The organism is Pseudomonas sp. MDT1-16, from assembly GCF_054898115.1.
This window is the reverse complement of the sequence record NZ_CM142717.1, coordinates 4,356,582-4,375,492: the sequence shown is the minus strand read 5'-3', so window position 1 is coordinate 4,375,492 and position 18,911 is coordinate 4,356,582. Positions and strand designations below refer to the sequence as shown.

Genomic DNA, 18,911 nt, shown 5'->3' with positions numbered 1-18,911 from the left:
TTCATGTCTAATACAGTTAACACGCTTTCGTTCGACGCCATCATCATTGGCGGCGGCGGTGCTGGCATGCGCGCTGCGCTGCAGCTGGCACAAGGTGGTCACAAGACTGCCGTGGTTACCAAGGTTTTCCCGACTCGTTCGCACACTGTATCCGCCCAGGGTGGCATCACCTGCGCCATCGCCTCGGCAGATCCGAACGATGACTGGCGCTGGCACATGTACGATACCGTCAAGGGTTCCGACTATATCGGTGACCAGGACGCTATCGAATACATGTGTTCCGTAGGCCCGGAAGCGGTCTTCGAGCTCGAGCACATGGGCTTGCCGTTCTCCCGTACCGAACAAGGCCGCATCTATCAGCGTCCGTTCGGCGGTCAGTCGAAAGACTTCGGTAAAGGTGGCCAGGCTGCCCGTACGTGCGCCGCTGCCGACCGTACCGGTCACGCGCTGTTGCACACCCTGTACCAGGCCAACCTCAAGGCCGGCACCGTATTCCTCAACGAATACTACGGTGTCGACCTGGTGAAGAACGAAGATGGTGCTTTTGTCGGCATGATCGTCATCTGCATCGAAACCGGCGAAACCTCCTACGTCCGCGCTAACGCCACCGTATTGGCGACCGGCGGTGCAGGTCGTATCTACTCGTCCACCACCAATGCCCTGATCAACACCGGTGACGGCGTCGGCATGGCTCTGCGTGCTGGCGTGCCGGTACAAGACATTGAAATGTGGCAGTTCCACCCAACCGGCATCGCCGGCGCGGGTGTACTGGTGACTGAAGGTTGCCGCGGTGAAGGCGGTTACCTGATCAACAAGCACGGCGAGCGTTTCATGGAGCGTTATGCTCCGAACGCCAAAGACTTGGCTGGTCGTGACGTGGTTGCTCGCTCGATGGTTAAAGAAATCATCGCCGGCAACGGTTGCGGTCCGGATGGCGACCACGTAATGCTGAAACTCGATCACCTCGGTGAAGAAGTTCTGCACAGCCGTCTGCCAGGCATCATGGAACTGTCCAAGACCTTCGCCCACGTCGATCCAGCCGTGTCGCCGATTCCGGTCGTTCCAACCTGCCACTATATGATGGGCGGCGTGCCGACCAATATTCACGGTCAGGCAATCACTCAGGACGCCGACGGCGTTGACCAGATCATCCCGGGTCTGTTCGCAGTAGGCGAAGTGGCCTGCGTATCGGTGCACGGTGCCAACCGTCTGGGCGGTAACTCGTTGCTCGACCTGGTGGTATTCGGTCGTGCTGCCGGCCTGTTCCTGGAGCAGACCCTGAAAGAAGGCGTCGATTACACTCGCGCTCGCCAGTCCGACATCGACGCTGCCCTGGCGCGTCTCGATGGCCTGAACTCGCGTACCGAAGGCGAAGACGTCGCCACCCTGCGTAAAGAGCTGCAAAGCTGCATGCAGAACTACTTCGGTGTATTCCGTACCGGCGAATACATGCAGAAGGGTATCGCGCAGCTCGCTGATCTGCGTGGCCGTATCGCCAACGTCAAGATCAACGACAAGAGCCAGGCGTTCAACACGGCTCGTATCGAAGCGCTGGAATTGCAGAACCTGCTGGAAGTGGCCGAAGCTACCGCCATCGCCGCAGAAATCCGCAAAGAGTCCCGCGGCGCTCACGCCCGTGAAGACTACGAAGATCGCGACGACGAAAACTGGCTGTGCCACACCCTGTACTTCCCGGGTGACAAGCGCGTGACCAAGCGTGCCGTGAACTTCTCGCCGAAGACTGTTCCGACTTTTGAACCTAAGATTCGGACTTATTAAGGGTGGCCGCCATGTTGCAAGTCAGTGTTTATCGCTACAACCCTGATCAGGACGCTGCGCCGTTCATGCAGGAATTTTCGGTCGATACCGGTGGTAAAGACCTGATGGTGCTGGACGTGCTGGCCCTGATCAAAGAGCAGGACGAAGGGTTCTCCTATCGTCGCTCTTGCCGTGAAGGTGTTTGCGGTTCCGACGGCATGAACATCAACGGCAAAAACGCTCTGGCGTGCGTCACGCCGCTGTCCGCTGTCGTAAAAGGTAACAAGCTGATCGTTCGTCCTCTGCCAGGTTTGCCGGTTATCCGTGACCTGGTCGTCGATATGAGCATCTTCTACAAGCAATACGAGAAGGTTAAGCCATACCTGCAGAACGACACGCCGGCTCCGGCCATCGAGCGTCTGCAGACCCCTGAAGAGCGCGAAAAGCTCGACGGTCTGTACGAGTGCATCCTGTGCGCTTGCTGCTCGACCTCTTGCCCGTCCTTCTGGTGGAACCCGGACAAGTTCCTGGGTCCAGCTGCTCTGCTGCAAGCGTATCGCTTCCTGGCAGACAGCCGCGACACCAAGACTGCCGAGCGTCTGGCTTCGCTGGATGACCCGTTCAGCGTATTCCGCTGCCGCGGGATCATGAACTGCGTCAACGTCTGCCCGAAAGGCCTGAACCCGACTAAGGCCATCGGTCACGTACGTAACATGTTGCTGCAAAGCGGCGTGTGATTCAGCTGCTGTAACCCGGCTGTTGTAAATGCAGTACCGCTGTACCCGTAGATGCTACGGCGCAGGCTTCAACCGGCGCCGTAGTTTTAACCTGAGCAGCAGCTTATAAGGCTGCGGCTCTTATTTTGAAGAAATGAGACAAGCAGGGGCATCCGGGCTGGTACCCGGACTATCAGCGTGATCCTAAGTGGCTTGTTTTAGTCGCTGCATTCGGACTTCTGCAAGCGTGCTCGGTGTCGACGCCGGTGGTGTTCCCCTAACCGAGGGTGACCAAGCATGCAAGAAAGCGTGATGCAGCGCATGTGGAACAGCGCCTACCTATCCGGTAGTAACGCTGCCTATGTGGAAGAGCTCTATGAGCTCTACCTGCACGACCCTAACGCTGTGCCAGAAGAGTGGCGCACCTACTTCCAGAAGTTGCCAGCTGACGGCAACACTGCCACCGATGTTTCGCACTCGACAATACGCGATCATTTCGTCTTGCTGGCAAAGAACCAGCGCCGCGCCCAACCGGTTTCCGCCGGCAGCGTGAGCAGTGAGCACGAGAAGAAGCAAGTTGAAGTGCTGCGATTGATCCAGGCCTACCGTATGCGTGGCCACCAGGCAGCCCAGCTTGACCCGCTGGGGCTGTGGCAGCGTCCTGCGCCTGCAGACCTGTCGATCAATCATTACGGCTTGACCAATGCCGATCTTGATACGACCTTCCGTGCCGGCGACCTGTTCATCGGCAAAGAGGAAGCGAGCCTACGCGAAATTCACGAAGCGTTGCAGCAGACATATTGCCGCACCATCGGCGCTGAATTCACGCATATCACCGATTCCGAGCAGCGCCAGTGGTTCCAGCAGCGTCTGGAAAGCGTGCGTGGCCGTCCGACGTACTCCGCCGACATCAAGAGCCATCTACTCGAGCGCGTCACGGCCGGCGAAGGCCTGGAAAAATACCTGGGGACCAAATACCCGGGTACCAAGCGTTTCGGTCTGGAAGGCGGCGAGAGTCTGATTCCGATGCTCGACGAGCTGATCCAGCGTTCCGGTTCCTACGGCACCAAGGAAATCGTTATCGGCATGGCCCACCGTGGTCGTCTGAACGTGCTGGTCAACACCTTTGGCAAGAACCCGCGCGAGCTGTTCGACGAGTTCGAAGGCAAGAAGAAGGTCGAACTGGGTTCCGGTGACGTTAAATATCACCAGGGTTTCTCGTCCAACGTCATGACCACTGGCGGTGAAGTTCACCTGGCCATGGCGTTCAACCCGTCCCACCTGGAAATTGTATCTCCAGTGGTCGAGGGTTCGGTTCGCGCCCGTCAGGATCGTCGCAACGACCCTACCGGTGAGAAGGTTCTGCCGATTTCCATCCACGGTGACGCGGCATTCGCCGGTCAAGGCGTGGTGATGGAAACCTTCCAGATGTCGCAGACCCGCGGTTTCAAAACCGGCGGCACCGTGCACATCGTCATCAACAACCAGGTCGGTTTCACCATCAGCAACCCGCTGGACTCGCGTTCCACCGAGTACGCGACCGACGTTGCGAAAATGATCCAGGCGCCGATCCTCCATGTGAATGGTGATGATCCGGAAGCCGTATTGTTCGTGACCCAGTTGGCCATCGACTACCGGATGCAGTACAAGCGCGACGTGGTGATCGACCTGGTCTGCTACCGTCGTCGCGGCCACAACGAGGCCGACGAGCCAAGCGGTACCCAGCCTCTGATGTACCAGCAGATCGCCAAGCAGCGCACCACGCGTGAGCTGTATGCCGATCGTCTGACCCAGAGCGGTGTACTGGACGTTGAGCGTGTTCAGGCGAAAGTCGACGAATACCGTAACGCGCTGGACAACGGTCTGCATGTTGTAAAAAGCCTGGTCAAAGAGCCGAACAAAGAGTTGTTCGTGGACTGGCGTCCGTATCTGGGCCATGCCTGGACCGCGCGTCACGACACTCGCTTCGATCTGAAAACCTTGCAGGAACTGTCCGCCAAGCTGCTGGAAATTCCGGAAGGTTTCGTGGTTCAGCGCCAGGTCTCGAAAATCTACGAAGACCGTCAGAAGATGCAAGTCGGCGGCCTGCCGATCAACTGGGGTTACGCCGAAACCATGGCGTACGCGACCCTGGCGTTCGAAGGTCACCCGATTCGCATGACCGGTCAGGACATCGGCCGCGGCACGTTCTCGCACCGTCACGCTGTCTTGCACAACCAGAAAGACCCGGGCAGCTACATTCCGCTGCAGAATCTGTACAAAGGTCAGCCACGCTTCGACCTGTACGATTCGTTCCTGTCCGAAGAAGCCGTACTGGCGTTCGAATACGGTTACTCGACCACCACACCTGAGGCGCTGGTTCTCTGGGAAGCCCAGTTCGGCGACTTCGCCAACGGTGCCCAGGTGGTTATCGACCAGTTCATTACCAGTGGCGAGCACAAGTGGGGCCGTCTCTGCGGTCTGACCATGTTGCTGCCGCACGGTTATGAAGGTCAGGGTCCGGAGCACTCTTCGGCTCGTTTGGAGCGTTACCTGCAACTGTGCGCCGAGCACAACATTCAGGTAGCGGTGCCGACCACGCCGGCGCAGATCTACCACTTGCTGCGTCGTCAGGTGATTCGCCCGCTGCGCAAGCCATTGATAGTCCTGACGCCGAAGTCGTTGCTGCGTCACAAACTGGCCGTGTCGACCCTGGAAGATCTGGCCGAAGGTTCGTTCCAGACCGTTATCCCGGAAATCGATGTTCAAGACCCGAAAAAGGTCGAGCGCATTGTCCTGTGTAGCGGCAAGGTCTACTACGACCTGCTGGAAAAACGCCGTGCCGAAGGTCGTGATGACATCGCCGTCGTGCGTATCGAGCAGCTGTACCCATTCCCTGAGGACGACTTGAACGAAGTCCTGGCTCCGTACACCAACCTCAAACATATCGTTTGGTGTCAGGAAGAGCCGATGAACCAGGGTGCCTGGTACTGCAGCCAACACCACATGCGTCGCATCGTTGGCAATCACAACAAGTCTCTCGTACTCGAGTACGCGGGCCGTGATGCCTCTGCTGCACCTGCTTGTGGTTACGCATCGATGCACGCTGAGCAGCAAGAAAAACTGCTGCAAGACGCCTTTACTGTTTAACGCCTTCGCGCACCTGAAACCGAATTTAAGGACCCACAGATAATGGCTATCGAAATCAAAGCCCCCACTTTCCCGGAATCGGTTGCCGATGGCACCGTTGCCACCTGGCACAAAAAGCCGGGCGACGCCGTCAAGCGCGATGATCTGATCGTCGACATCGAAACCGACAAAGTCGTACTGGAAGTGTTGGCCACCGCTGACGGCGTGCTGGGCGCTATCGTCAAGAACGAAGGCGACACCGTTCTGTCCGACGAAGTCCTGGGCTCCATTGAAGCGGGCGGCGCTGCTGCCGCTCCAGCCGCTGCCGCTGCTCCGGCTGCTGCACAGGCTGCTGCTCCAGCGGCCGAAGGCGAAGACGATCCTGTTGCTGCACCGGCTGCTCGCAAGCTGGCTGAAGAAAATGGCATCAACATCGCTTCCGTTGCCGGCACTGGCAAAGGCGGTCGTGTGACCAAGGAAGACGTAGTAGCCGCTGTTGCCGCCAAGAAAGCCGCTCCGGCTGCCGCGCCTGCCAAGGCTGCTGCGCCTGCTGCCGCTGCTCCAGTGTTCGCCGCCGGTGACCGCGTTGAAAAACGCGTTCCAATGACCCGTCTGCGTGCCAAGGTTGCCGAGCGTCTGGTTGAAGCTCAGTCGAACATGGCGATGCTGACCACGTTCAACGAAGTCGACATGACCGAAGTCATGGCGCTGCGTTCGAAGTACAAGGACCTGTTCGAGAAGTCCCACAACGGCGTGCGCCTGGGCTTCATGTCGTTCTTCGTGAAAGCGGCCACCGAAGCGCTGAAACGCTACCCGGCTGTCAACGCCTCGATCGACGGTGCTGACATCGTTTACCACGGCTACGCCGACGTTGGTGTGGCTGTTTCCAGCGACCGCGGTCTGGTTGTACCGGTTCTGCGTAACGCCGAACTGATGAGCCTGGCTGAAATCGAAGGCGGCATCGCCACCTTCGGCAAGAAGGCTCGTGACGGCAAACTGTCGATGGACGAGATGACCGGCGGTACGTTCACCATCACTAACGGTGGTACCTTCGGTTCGATGATGTCGACCCCGATCGTCAACCCGCCACAAGCGGCCATCCTGGGCATGCACAACATTCTGCAGCGTCCTATGGCGATCAACGGTCAAGTCGTTATCCGTCCGATGATGTACCTGGCTCTGTCCTACGATCACCGTCTGATCGATGGCAAAGAAGCTGTGACCTTCCTGGTTACCATCAAGAACCTGCTGGAAGACCCGGCTCGTTTGCTGCTGGATATCTGATTTCGTTGCACAGGCCGTCCAGTGATGGACGGCCCTTCTGTAATGACCAGCTTCGTCCCACGACGGTCCTCAAAAGGGGCCGTCCGGTTTGATTCGAGAAGGAATGACACATGACTCAGAAATTCGACGTGGTAGTGATTGGCGCGGGCCCTGGCGGCTACGTGGCTGCCATTAAAGCAGCGCAACTGGGCCTCTCCACTGCCTGCATCGAGAAATACACCGACAAGGAAGGCAAGCTGGCCCTCGGCGGTACTTGCCTGAACGTCGGCTGCATTCCGTCCAAGGCGCTGCTGGACAGCTCCTGGAAATACAAGGAAGCCAAAGAAGGCTTCGCGATCCACGGTATCAACCACGCTGGCGTGACCATGGACGTGGCTGCAATGGTTGGCCGTAAAGCCAACATCGTCAAAGGCCTGACCTCTGGCGTTGCAACCCTGTTCAAGGCTAACGGCGTTACTTCCCTGCAAGGCCACGGCAAACTGCTGGCCGGCAAGAAAGTTGAACTGACCAAGCCAGACGGCACCGTCGAAATCATCGAGGCCGAGAACGTGATCCTGGCTTCGGGCTCGCGTCCGATCGACATTCCACCGGCTCCGGTTGACCAGAACGTGATCGTCGATTCGACTGGCGCGCTGGAATTCCAATCGGTGCCTAAGCGTCTGGGCGTGATCGGCGCTGGCGTAATCGGTCTGGAACTGGGTTCGGTCTGGTCCCGTCTGGGTTCCGAAGTGGTTGTTCTGGAAGCACTGGAAAAGTTCTTGCCTGCTGCTGACGACGCCGTTTCCAAAGAAGCCTACAAAACCCTGACCAAACAAGGTCTGAACATCAAGCTGGGCGCTCGCGTCACCGGTTCCAAAGTGAACGGCGACGAAGTCGTTGTGAACTACACCGATGCCAATGGCGAACAGAACATCACCTTTGACAAGCTGATCGTTGCCGTTGGTCGCCGTCCGGTGACCACCGAGCTGCTGGCAGCTGACAGCGGTGTGACGATCGACGAACGTGGTTTCGTTTTCGTTGACGACCAGTGCGCGACCAGTGTACCGGGCGTTTTCGCGATCGGTGACGTGGTTCGCGGCATGATGCTGGCGCACAAGGCGTCCGAGGAAGGCATCATGGTTGTAGAGCGCATCAAGGGCCACAAAGCCCAGATCAACTATGACCTGATCCCGTCTGTTATTTATACTCACCCGGAAATCGCGTGGGTCGGTAAAACCGAGCAAACCTTGAAAGCTGAAGGCGTTGAAGTTAACGTCGGCACTTTCCCGTTTGCAGCCAGTGGCCGTGCCATGGCAGCCAACGACACCGGCGGTTTCGTGAAAGTCATTGCTGATGCCAAGACTGACCGCGTATTGGGCGTCCACGTGATTGGCCCGAGCGCTGCAGAACTGGTTCAGCAGGGCGCGATCGGTATGGAATTCGGCACCAGTGCCGAAGACCTGGGCATGATGGTTTTCTCCCATCCGACCCTGTCCGAAGCCTTGCACGAAGCCGCTCTGGCAGTGAATGGCGGCGCCATTCACATCGCCAACCGCAAGAAGCGTTAAGACAAGACAATAAGAAACCACGGCGGAAGGCCCGTCGTGAGACTTGCGTGCAAGACTCACCGCGGAATGTCCGCCGGACGCAGTCTTGCGTAGTTTCACCGGTTATCCGGAACACCTACGCAAGCAGCAGTCACAGGTGGTGCGGCACTGAACAAGTGCAGCACCGAATGCGCAGTACCTAACGAAGACGGTAATAAGCATGAATCTTCACGAGTATCAGGGTAAGCAGCTGTTCGCCGAATACGGCCTGCCAGTTTCCCAGGGTTTCGCCGTAGACACCCCGGAAGCAGCAGCAGAAGCGTGCGACAAGATCGGCGGGACCGAATGGGTTGTCAAAGCCCAGGTTCACGCAGGTGGTCGCGGTAAAGCGGGCGGCGTTAAGCTGGTTCGCAGCAAAGAAGACGCCAAAGCATTCGCTCAACAGTGGTTGGGCAAGCGTTTGGTGACTTACCAGACTGATGCCAATGGTCAGCCAGTCACCAAGATCCTGGTTGAATCGTGCACTGATATCGCTAAAGAGCTGTACCTGGGCGCTGTCGTTGACCGTTCGAGCCGTCGTATCGTGTTCATGGCTTCCACCGAAGGTGGCGTGGACATCGAGAAAATCGCTCACGACACCCCTGAGAAAATCCTCAAGGCCACTATCGATCCACTGGTTGGCGCTCAGCCATTCCAGGGTCGCGAGCTGGCATTCCAGCTGGGTCTGGAAGGCAAGCAAGTTGCTCAGTTCGCCAAGATCTTCGTAGGTCTGGCCAAACTGTTCAAGGATCACGACCTGGCTCTGCTGGAAGTGAACCCGCTGGTGATCAAGGCTGACGGCGATCTGCATTGCCTCGACGCCAAGATCAACATCGACGCCAACGCCATGTACCGTCAGCCTAAGCTGAAGACTTTCCACGATCCGTCACAAGACGATCCGCGCGAAGCGCACGCTGCCAAGTTCGAACTGAACTATGTAGCGCTGGAAGGCAACATCGGTTGCATGGTCAACGGTGCTGGCCTGGCCATGGGTACCATGGACATCGTCAACCTGCATGGCGGCAAACCAGCCAACTTCCTCGACGTGGGCGGCGGTGCTACCAAAGAACGCGTGACCGAAGCGTTCAAGATCATCCTGTCCGACACTAACGTCGCTGCAGTATTGGTCAACATCTTCGGCGGCATCGTTCGTTGCGACATGATTGCCGAAGGCATCATCGGCGCTGTGAAAGAAGTCGGCGTGAAAATCCCGGTTGTTGTTCGCCTTGAAGGCAACAACGCTGAGCTGGGCGCTAAAGTACTGGCAGAAAGCGGTTTGAACATCATCGCTGCTACCAGCCTGACCGACGCTGCTCAACAAGTTGTCAAAGCTGCGGAGGGCAAATAATGAGCGTCCTGATCAATAAAGACACCAAAGTTATCTGCCAGGGTATTACCGGTTCGCAAGGTAGTTTCCACACCCAGCAAGCCATCGAATACGGCACCAAGATGGTGGGTGGCGTTACTCCTGGTAAAGGCGGCACCGAGCACCTGGGTCTGCCAGTGTTCAACACCGTGAAAGACGCTGTAGCTGCCACTGGCGCCACTGCCAGCGTGATCTACGTTCCAGCTCCTTTCTGCAAAGACTCCATCCTGGAAGCAGCGTTCGGCGGCATCAAGCTGATCGTTTGCATCACTGAAGGCATTCCTACCCTGGATATGCTGGATGCCAAGGTCAAGTGCGACGAGCTGGGCGTGGTCCTGATCGGTCCTAACTGCCCAGGCGTGATCACTCCAGGCGAATGCAAGATCGGCATCATGCCAGGTCACATTCACTTGCCAGGTAAAGTCGGTATCGTTTCCCGTTCCGGCACCCTGACCTACGAAGCTGTGAAGCAGACGACTGACGCCGGTTTCGGTCAGTCGACTTGCGTCGGCATCGGTGGTGACCCGATCCCGGGTTCGAACTTCATCGACATCCTGAAGCTGTTCCAGGAAGACCCGAAGACCGAAGCGATCGTGATGATCGGTGAGATCGGCGGTTCGGCTGAAGAAGAAGCGGCTGCCTACATCAAGGCACACGTGACCAAGCCGGTTGTGTCCTACATCGCTGGTGTGACTGCCCCAGCGGGCAAGCGCATGGGCCATGCTGGCGCAATCATCTCTGGCGGCAAAGGCACTGCAGACGAGAAGTTTGCTGCCCTGGAAGACGCAGGCGTTAAAACCGTGCGTTCGCTGGCAGACATCGGCAAGGCTTTGTCCGAGCTGACCGGTTGGGCAGTCAAGTAAGCCTCGCGCTTAACTGACGCTTCACCAGACAAAGGCCACCTTCGGGTGGCCTTTGTCGTTTCCGGGTGATCGTTCCCACGCAGAGTGGTCTGCACCCATTACACGCAAAAACGCGACACAGAAATGTCGTGTATCGGATAGTTCGCACCCTAACAGTGCGTTTGTCGGGCAAATTCGTTAGGCTAGCAGCCATTTTTGCGCCCGCGACCCACAAGGTTGCTACGCGCTAAACGGGTCAGTCCTATACGGACCGACAGCATTTCCCTCACCCATAAGGGAAATCCCTCTCTAAATTCCGATTCAGTAGTGTGGTATTTCCTTAATGAAAGTGTTGAAAGGCCAGGACATCCTGGCACTTGGTTTTATGACGTTTGCCCTGTTCGTCGGGGCTGGCAACATCATCTTCCCGCCTATCGTCGGTCTGCAGTCCGGTCCAAATGTCTGGATGGCGGCGCTGGGCTTTCTGATCACCGCGGTCGGCTTGCCAGTGATCACCGTGATCGCCCTGGCCAAGGTCGGTGGCGCCATGGATGCCTTGAGCAGCCCGATCGGTAAAGTCGCCGGTGGCCTGCTGGCGGCTGCGTGCTACCTCGCTGTCGGCCCGCTGTTCGCGACACCGCGCACCGCCTCCGTGTCGTTCGAAGTGGGCCTGGCGCCGCTGACCGGCGAGAGCCCGCTGGCGTTGTTCCTCTACAGTTCGGTGTACTTCCTGCTGGTGTTCTTCATCTCGCTCTATCCGGGCCGACTGCTGGATACCGTAGGGCGTTTCCTCGCGCCGCTGAAGATCATCGCCCTGGCCGCTCTCGGCATCGCAGCGTTTGCATTGCCGGCCGGTGATGTCGGCGTAGCCACCCCGGAATACGTGGCGGCACCGTTCTCCCAAGGCTTCATCAATGGTTACCTGACCATGGATACCCTGGGCGCACTGGTATTTGGCATTGTCATCGTCAACGCGATTCGTTCCCGTGGCGTCGAGTCGCCGGTGTTGATTACCCGTTACGCGATCATTGCCGGACTGATTGCCGGCGTGGGTCTGGCGCTGGTTTACATCAGCCTGTTCCGTCTCGGTTCGGGCAGCCATGAAGTGGCTGCGGGCGCTACCAACGGCGCGGCGGTGTTGCACGCTTACGTGCAACACACCTTCGGCTCTCTGGGCAGCGGTTTTCTGGCGGTGCTGATCTCCCTGGCCTGTCTGGTGACGGCGGTGGGTCTGACCTGCGCCTGCGCCGAATACTTCAGCCGTGTGCTGCCGCTGTCCTACAAGACACTGGTCATCATCCTGGCCGTGTTCTCGCTGCTGGTGTCCAACCTGGGCCTCACCAAGCTGATTGCGTTCTCGATCCCGGTGCTGACCGCGATCTACCCGCCGTGCATTGCCCTGGTAGCCCTGAGCTTCTGCAAGGACTTCTGGCATGAGCAGGGCCGCATCGTCGGTCCGGTGATGCTGGTGTCGTTCATCTTCGGCCTGATCGACGCCCTCAAGGGCGCGGGCCTGGCGGACTGGATGCCGACTCAGATGTCCCACCTGCCGCTGAGCGAGCAAGGCCTGGCCTGGCTGGTGCCGTCGGTCATGACCCTGGTCGTCGCGGTGGTCTGCGATCGTCTGCTGGGCAAGCGCGAAGAAGCACTGGCTTAATCCGCTTCATGGCCCGCCACAAGCCGGCCATGAACACACATGGAAATGCCCCGTATCAATCGATACGGGGCATTTTTTATGCGCGTGATGCAGTGTCTTTTTTTGTCAGCTAACGTCGAAGCACTGCAAATCCCATGTGGGAGCGAGCCTGCTCGCGATATAGGTTTTACATTCAACAGAAATGTTGGCTGATCCACCGCTTTCGCGAGCAGGCTCGCTCCCACTAGTTTCGGTGTTAAGTATCTACATCACAAGGACCTGCATGTCGTTCATCCACGCCAATATGATCCATATCCTCGCCGCGCTCTGGTTCGTCATCTGCTGGGGCGGCTACACCCGTTATGCGTCGTGGAAGGGCCGCGACACTGCGTGTCTGGCCAGTGTGCTGCACCTTTATCGCGAAGACTGGATGCGCCGCATGCTGTTGCGCGACAACCGCATCGCTGATGCCAGCGTGGTCGGTAACCTGGAACGCAACGCCTCATTCTTCGCCTCCAGCACACTGATTATCCTGGCCGGCATTCTCACGGTGCTCGGCGCCTCGGAAAGGGCCGTGTCGTTGTTGGCGGATATCCCGATGGTGCAGCAGGCCTCCCAGGGGATGTCGGAGATCAAGTTGCTGTGCCTGGCGCTGGTGTTTGTCTATGCGTTCTTCACGTTCAGTTGGTGCATGCGCCAGTACAACTTTGCGGCCATTCTGATTGGCTCGGCGCCGATGGTCGGTGAGCGTCACGTTTCCGAGCAGGAGCGCAAAGCCTTTGCTGCCCGTGCGGCGCGCGTCATCTCCATGGCCGCCAACCAGTTCAACTTCGGCCTGCGCGCGTACTACTTCGGCATGACCATGCTGGCCTGGTTCGTCAGCCCCTGGTTGTTCATGTTGATGAGCGCTGGCGTCGTGTTGGTGTTGTATCGCCGGGAGTTTCATTCCGACGTTCTCGACGTGATGGTCTATACACCTACAGAGGCGCCATTGCCCGAAGCGAACAAAGAGGCCGCTTGATGAGTATTCCATTCTGGTGTGTGTTTATCAGTGCCTTGCTGATTTTCGTGGCAAAGATTCCCGTGGCCAAAGCGATGAACGAGCAGGGCGGTTACGACAACCATCTGCCGCGTCAGCAACAGGCGCAACTGACAGGCTTTGGTGCCCGTGCGTTGGCGGCTCATCAAAACTGTTTTGAGGCGTTCATTTTGTTCGCGGTGGGGGTGTTGATGGCTCACACCACGCAGACGGCGGGGTGGCTGATCGACTTGTTGGCAATCGTCTTCGTCATTACGCGAATCATTTATTTACTGTGCTATTGGGTTGATCTGGCCTGGCAACGGAGCTTGGTGTGGTTCGTTGGACTAGTGTGCTCGTTGTTGTTAATGATTAGTCCGACTTTTAGAACTATTTTGCTGTAATGCCTGCAGTGCAAAAAAACAGCAGGCAAAAGAAAACCCGCACTTGGCGGGTTTTCTTTTTCACGCTAAAAACTGTTTTAGTTTTTAGGTGCTTCTTTTGCTGCCGCTGCATCCGATTCAGCCTGAGCTTTGGCGGCTTCGGCGTTTTCTTTCGCAGCGTCGTTCACTTTATCCTGAGCTTTGTTCATGTCTTGCTGAGCTTGCTCAGCATGTTGGTTGGCATCTTGAGCTTTGTCCTCGGATTTTTTATCGCAGGCAGCGAGACCGAGGGAAGCGGTCAACATCAAGGCAATAGCTAAAGTCTTACGCATGGGGTGTTTCTCCTTATGGAAAATATATCTACTGACCTTTCGAGCGTAGTCCGCAGCGTTAAGTTCCTCAATTTATACAGATATATATGATTATTCTGACGGGAACTTTTACTAAAGCGCCAGTGCGTTGCCAGAACACTAAAAAGAGTGGGATAAAAATGACCGAAAACCCCGTTTTTGAGCGCGCGACGCGATTTCTATCGGCGCTGCGACATTGTCAGGTACTTGGGCTGCGGGTTCACAGCGCCAGCAGCGAAGGGCTAACCGTCATCCTGCCGTACAGTCCTCAAATTGTTGGCAACCCGCAAACCGGGGTGATCCATGGCGGAGCGCTGACCTCGCTGATGGACACTGCCTGTGGCATGTCGACCCTCTGCGTGCTACCCGAATTTGAGGTCTGCCCGACCCTCGATCTGCGCATCGACTACATGCACGCCGCTGAACCACACAAAGATGTCTACGGTTTTGCTCAGTGCTACCGGGTGACCACGGATGTGATCTTTGCTCGCGGTTTCGCCTATCAAGACGATCCCGAGCAACCCATCGCCCATGTGGTGGGTACCTTCATGCGCATGGGTAAAGCCATCAAAGGCACCAAAGGTTTTGGCGGCGCCATCGCCAGAGGTGAGAAATGACCGACGCCTTCAAGGAACAACTTCAGAAGGCACATGAGCAAGGCGACTACGCCTCGCTGCTGCACCTGATTCCTTACGCCAAACTGATCGGCGTTGAATGTTCGCGGGTGGGGGATGATCTGCTGTTTCGCTTGCCGGCCAACAAGGACAACATTGGTAACCCTTTACTGCCGGCGATTCATGGCGGCGTGATCGCCGGGTTCATGGAACTGTCCGCAGCGTTGCACCTGCTGATTTTCACCGGTTCGCCAGGCGTGCCGAAGATCATCGACTTCTCCCTCGACTACCTGCGTGCGGGGCAGTTTCGCGACACTTGGGCTCGATGCCAGGTTTGCCGTCAGGGTCGCCGGGTGGCCAACGTCGCGATTACGGCCTGGCAAAGTACCGAAGCCGAACCGATTGCCACGGCCCGCGCTCATTTCAAAATCGAAGAGCCCTTGAAATCCTGAACTCAGCCCCAAACTCTGATGACAACCCGCCGTCGACCCTGAAGGTTGCGGCCACTGCCATCTGATTGGAGTTTGATGACCATGAGTGTGGAAACTCAAAAGGAAACCCTGGGCTTCCAGACCGAGGTGAAGCAGCTGCTGCACCTCATGATCCATTCGCTGTATTCCAACAAGGAAATTTTCCTTCGCGAATTGATCTCGAACGCCTCTGACGCTGTCGACAAATTACGTTTCGAAGCCCTGTCCAAGCCTGAATTGCTGGAAGGTGGCGCCGAGCTGAAAATCCGTGTGAGCTTCGACAAGGACGCTAAAACCGTCACCCTCGAAGACAACGGCATCGGCATGAGCCGAGAAGAGGCGATCACCCACCTGGGGACCATCGCCAAATCCGGCACTGCCGATTTCATGAAGCATCTCTCCGGCGATCAGAAAAAAGACTCGCACCTGATCGGTCAATTCGGTGTGGGTTTCTACTCTGCATTCATCGTCGCCGACAAAGTTGACGTGTTCAGCCGTCGTGCCGGCGATGCTGCCAGCGAAGGCGTGCACTGGTCGTCCAAGGGTGAAGGCGATTTTGAGGTCGCCACCGTTGAGAAAGCCGAGCGTGGTACCCGCATCGTCCTGCACCTGAAGTCCGGTGAAGACGAATTCGCCGATGGCTGGCGTCTGCGCAACATCATCAAGAAGTACTCCGACCACATCGCTCTGCCGATCGAGTTGCCGAAAGAAGTGGCAGCCGTCGAAGGCGAAGAGCAACCGGCCGTTGAATGGGAAACCGTCAACCGCGCCAGCGCCCTCTGGACCCGTCCGCGTACCGAGGTCAAGGACGAGGAATACCAGGAGTTCTACAAACACGTCGCTCACGACTTCGAGAACCCGCTGAGCTGGAGCCACAACAAGGTCGAAGGCAAGCTCGAATACAGCTCGCTGCTCTACGTGCCGGCCCGTGCTCCGTTCGATCTGTACCAGCGTGAGGCGCCCAAAGGCCTGAAGCTATATGTGCAGCGCGTGTTCGTGATGGATCAGGCCGAGTCGTTCCTGCCGCTGTACCTGCGCTTCATCAAAGGCGTGGTCGATTCCAACGACCTGTCTCTGAACGTGTCGCGGGAAATCCTGCAGAAAGACCCGATCATCGATTCCATGAAGTCGGCGCTGACCAAGCGCGTTCTCGACATGCTGGAAAAGCTGGCGAAGAACGAGCCTGAGCAATACAAAAGCTTCTGGAAAAACTTTGGCCAGGTCATGAAAGAAGGCCCGGCAGAAGACTTCGCCAACAAAGAAAAAATCGCTGGCCTGCTGCGTTTCGCATCGACCAACGGTGATGAAGGCGAGCAAGTGGTGGGTCTGGTCGAATACCTGGCTCGCGCCAAGGAAGGTCAGGACAAGATCTACTACCTGACCGGCGAAACCTACGCGCAAGTCAAAAACAGCCCGCACCTGGAAGTCTTCCGCAAGAAAGGCATCGAAGTGCTGCTGCTGACCGACCGCATCGACGAGTGGCTGATGAGCTACCTCAGCGACTTCGACGGCAAGAGCTTTGTCGACGTGGCTCGCGGTGACCTGGACTTGGGCAATCTGGACTCGGAAGAGGACAAGAAAGCGGCGCAAGAAGTTGCCAAGTCCAAAGAAGGTCTGGTTGAGCGTCTGAAAACTGCACTGGGCGACTCCGTTGCTGAAGTGCGGGTTTCGCACCGTCTGACCGATTCCCCGGCGATTCTGGCCATCGGTGAGCAGGACCTGGGCATGCAGATGCGTCAGATCCTGGAAGCCAGCGGTCAGAAGGTTCCGGAATCGAAGCCGATCTTCGAATTCAACCCGGCTCACCCGCTGATCGAGAAGCTCGACAATGAGCAGAGCGACGAGCGCTTCGGCGATCTGTCGCACATTCTCTTCGATCAGGCGGCCCTGGCAGCCGGTGACAGCTTGAAAGACCCGGCTGCGTACGTGCGCCGGCTCAACAAGCTGTTGGTTGAACTGTCGGTTTAACTGCGTTGTACAAAAACCCGCTTCGGCGGGTTTTTTTCATTCTGGTGTCTTTTGCTGGGAGTGAGTCATGAGCCAAATGACTGTTCGTTCCGTCGCTTATCAGATGGATGGCCAGTCGTATGAAGGCCGTCTCGCCTTCGACGCTGACCATAAAGGCCCGCGCCCGGGGTTGTTAATGGCGCCGAACTGGATGGGTGTCAGCGCCGGTGCCGAGGAGATCGCCAAGTCCGTGGCGTCCAAGGGTTATGTGGTGCTGATCGCGGACCTCTACGGCCAGTCGGTCCGTCCGCAGAACGGCGACGAGGCGGGTGCAGCAATGATGCCGCTCAAGCATGACCGCCCGTTGTTGCGTAAACGCATGCAAGCGGCGTTCGATCAGTTGCAAATCCAGGACGAAGCGGCGGTCGATGCCTCGAAACTGGCAACCTTTGGTTTCTGCTTCGGCGGTTGTTGCGCCCTGGATCTGGCGCGCACCGGCGCGCCAGTGAAAGCCGCGGTGTCGTTCCACGGAACGCTGGATTCGCCGACCCCGGCTGATGCCAAAAACATCGAAGGCTCGGTGTTGGTGCTGCACGGTGCATCCGACCCATTGGTGCCGAAAGAGCAACTGCCGGCGTTTGAAGAGGAAATGAATGCGGCGGGCGTGGATTGGCAACTGCTGAACTACGGCGGTGCGGTGCATTCCTTCACCGATCCGCATGCCAATGTGCCGGGCATGATGATGTATGACGCGAAGACGGCGGAGCGTGCGTTTACGTCGATGCATAATTTGCTGGATGAAGTGTTCAAGGGCTGATAGCTGCTTACGTGATCGTTCCCACGCTCCGCGTGGGAATGCCTCTAGGGACGCTCCGCGTCCAGTGACGCGGAGCGTCACGGGCTGCATTCCCACGCGGAGCGTGGGAACGATCAGTTAACGATCAGTTACAGGGGAGTCGGCTGGCTTCGGTGTTTCGGCAGTTCTATCCGCTCGGTTTCCCCCGGCACCGTCGGCCAATCCCCGGCCGCCCAACGCCGACGAGCCTCATCGATCAACGCCGGATCACTCGCCACAAAATTCCAGTTGATCCGCCGTGGCCCATCCAGCGGCGCCCCACCAAACAGCACGGCATGACAGTCGCTCTCGGCGAACAGCGTCATCTCTTCCCCGACCGGCAACACCACCAGCGAATGCGGTTCTATCAGCTCGCCCTCCAGTTGCACCTCGCCGTCCAGCACGTACAACGCCCGCTCTACATGCTCGGTAGGAATCAGCAGCGTCGTCGCCGTTTGCAGGTTCAATTCGGCATACAGCGTCGGAGAAAGCACCGGGACCGGTGATTCCAGGCAAAAGCCTGACCCGGCAATCATCCGGATCTTCACCCCAAGGTTATGGCTGACCGGCAGCGTGGCCGCCGGATGGTGACTGTAGTGTCCGGGACCGTGCTCTTTATCTTTCGGTGAGGCCAGCCAAATCTGTAAACCATGCATCGTGAAGCCCTTGTCCTTCAACGCCTCAGGCGTGCGCTCGACGTGGGCAATCGCGCTGCCTGCAGTCATCCAGCTGACATCACCGGCGTCCACCACTTGATCGGAGCCGAGGCTGTCCTTGTGCTGGATTTGCCCTTCGAACAAGTAGGTGAGGGTGGACAGACCAATGTGCGGATGCTGTCGGATGTTCATGCCTTTACCCGCCGGATAACGGGTTTGCAGCATGTGGTCAAAAAACACGAAAGGCCCGACGCTGCGGCATTTGGCTGACGGCAGCGGGCGAAGAATCGGTTGGCCTTCGACATCTTCGGTGCGGGGGCGGATCACGAGCGCAGTGTTCATGGTGCATTCCAGGCTAAGCGG

At 57.8% G+C, this 18,911-nt stretch carries 16 protein-coding genes; 14 read left to right on the top strand and 2 right to left on the bottom strand.

What is annotated here, in order from left to right:
* Positions 1 to 3 precede the first annotated feature (3 nt).
* From sdhA to ACYZT3_RS20005, 10 genes are all read left to right on the top strand, one after another.
* On the top strand, positions 4 to 1,779 hold the full coding sequence (gene sdhA, locus ACYZT3_RS20050; RefSeq protein ID WP_282377551.1) for a succinate dehydrogenase flavoprotein subunit: 1,776 nt from the start codon (positions 4 to 6) through the stop codon (positions 1,777 to 1,779).
* A gap of 11 nt (positions 1,780 to 1,790) precedes the next feature.
* Positions 1,791 to 2,495 (top strand): succinate dehydrogenase iron-sulfur subunit, encoded by a 705-nt coding sequence (locus ACYZT3_RS20045; RefSeq protein WP_046048041.1) that lies wholly within the window; start codon positions 1,791 to 1,793, stop codon positions 2,493 to 2,495.
* 276 nt (positions 2,496 to 2,771) lie between these two features.
* Positions 2,772 to 5,603 carry a 2-oxoglutarate dehydrogenase E1 component gene (locus tag ACYZT3_RS20040; protein ID WP_282377552.1) on the top strand — a complete coding sequence of 944 codons (2,832 nt, stop codon included), beginning with the start codon at positions 2,772 to 2,774 and terminating at the stop codon, positions 5,601 to 5,603.
* Between the two features lie 42 nt (positions 5,604 to 5,645).
* On the top strand, positions 5,646 to 6,866 hold the full coding sequence (gene odhB / locus ACYZT3_RS20035; RefSeq protein ID WP_449645655.1) for a 2-oxoglutarate dehydrogenase complex dihydrolipoyllysine-residue succinyltransferase: 1,221 nt from the start codon (positions 5,646 to 5,648) through the stop codon (positions 6,864 to 6,866).
* Between the two features lie 110 nt (positions 6,867 to 6,976).
* Positions 6,977 to 8,413, top strand: a complete 1,437-nt coding sequence (lpdA, locus tag ACYZT3_RS20030; protein ID WP_282377554.1) for a dihydrolipoyl dehydrogenase — start codon at positions 6,977 to 6,979, stop codon at positions 8,411 to 8,413.
* Between the two features lie 199 nt (positions 8,414 to 8,612).
* Positions 8,613 to 9,779 carry an ADP-forming succinate--CoA ligase subunit beta gene (gene sucC / locus ACYZT3_RS20025; protein WP_008148602.1) on the top strand — a complete coding sequence of 389 codons (1,167 nt, stop codon included), beginning with the start codon at positions 8,613 to 8,615 and terminating at the stop codon, positions 9,777 to 9,779.
* Positions 9,779 to 10,660: a succinate--CoA ligase subunit alpha gene (sucD, locus tag ACYZT3_RS20020; protein WP_003210566.1), complete on the top strand. Its 882-nt coding sequence runs from the start codon at positions 9,779 to 9,781 to the stop codon at positions 10,658 to 10,660. The genes sucC and sucD overlap by 1 nt, the downstream gene beginning before the upstream one ends.
* Positions 10,661 to 10,982: 322 nt before the next feature.
* Entirely contained in the window at positions 10,983 to 12,296 is a 1,314-nt protein-coding gene (gene brnQ, locus ACYZT3_RS20015; protein ID WP_282377555.1) for a branched-chain amino acid transport system II carrier protein, read from the top strand.
* A 262-nt stretch (positions 12,297 to 12,558) separates the two neighbouring features.
* Positions 12,559 to 13,296 carry a DUF599 domain-containing protein gene (locus ACYZT3_RS20010; RefSeq protein ID WP_282377556.1) on the top strand — a complete coding sequence of 246 codons (738 nt, stop codon included), beginning with the start codon at positions 12,559 to 12,561 and terminating at the stop codon, positions 13,294 to 13,296.
* On the top strand, positions 13,296 to 13,697 hold the full coding sequence (locus ACYZT3_RS20005) for an MAPEG family protein (RefSeq protein ID WP_282377557.1): 402 nt from the start codon (positions 13,296 to 13,298) through the stop codon (positions 13,695 to 13,697). The genes ACYZT3_RS20010 and ACYZT3_RS20005 overlap by 1 nt, the downstream gene beginning before the upstream one ends.
* Before the next feature lie 77 nt (positions 13,698 to 13,774).
* Here the strand turns inward: ACYZT3_RS20005 and ACYZT3_RS20000 are convergent, their stop codons facing one another.
* Entirely contained in the window at positions 13,775 to 14,008 is a 234-nt protein-coding gene (locus ACYZT3_RS20000) for a hypothetical protein (protein WP_109635983.1), read from the bottom strand.
* A 158-nt stretch (positions 14,009 to 14,166) separates the two neighbouring features.
* Here ACYZT3_RS20000 and ACYZT3_RS19995 point away from each other — a divergent pair, with 158 nt between their 5' ends.
* The 4 genes from ACYZT3_RS19995 (at position 14,167) to ACYZT3_RS19980 (ending at position 17,874) form a co-directional block, all read left to right on the top strand.
* A complete protein-coding gene (locus tag ACYZT3_RS19995; RefSeq protein ID WP_282377558.1) occupies positions 14,167 to 14,643 on the top strand; it encodes a PaaI family thioesterase in 477 nt (158 codons plus the stop codon).
* Positions 14,640 to 15,092 carry a PaaI family thioesterase gene (locus ACYZT3_RS19990; protein ID WP_282377559.1) on the top strand — a complete coding sequence of 151 codons (453 nt, stop codon included), beginning with the start codon at positions 14,640 to 14,642 and terminating at the stop codon, positions 15,090 to 15,092. Before ACYZT3_RS19995 ends, ACYZT3_RS19990 begins: the two co-directional genes overlap by 4 nt.
* Before the next feature lie 81 nt (positions 15,093 to 15,173).
* Positions 15,174 to 17,078 carry a molecular chaperone HtpG gene (gene htpG / locus ACYZT3_RS19985; protein WP_462030555.1) on the top strand — a complete coding sequence of 635 codons (1,905 nt, stop codon included), beginning with the start codon at positions 15,174 to 15,176 and terminating at the stop codon, positions 17,076 to 17,078.
* A gap of 67 nt (positions 17,079 to 17,145) precedes the next feature.
* The gene (locus ACYZT3_RS19980; protein ID WP_282377561.1) at positions 17,146 to 17,874 is read left to right on the top strand and encodes a dienelactone hydrolase family protein; all 729 of its coding nucleotides are present in this window, start codon (positions 17,146 to 17,148) and stop codon (positions 17,872 to 17,874) included.
* Between the two features lie 128 nt (positions 17,875 to 18,002).
* Here ACYZT3_RS19980 and ACYZT3_RS19975 read toward each other — a convergent pair whose 3' ends face one another.
* A complete protein-coding gene (locus tag ACYZT3_RS19975) occupies positions 18,003 to 18,890 on the bottom strand; it encodes a pirin family protein (protein ID WP_282377562.1) in 888 nt (295 codons plus the stop codon).
* Positions 18,891 to 18,911: the final 21 nt, after the last annotated feature.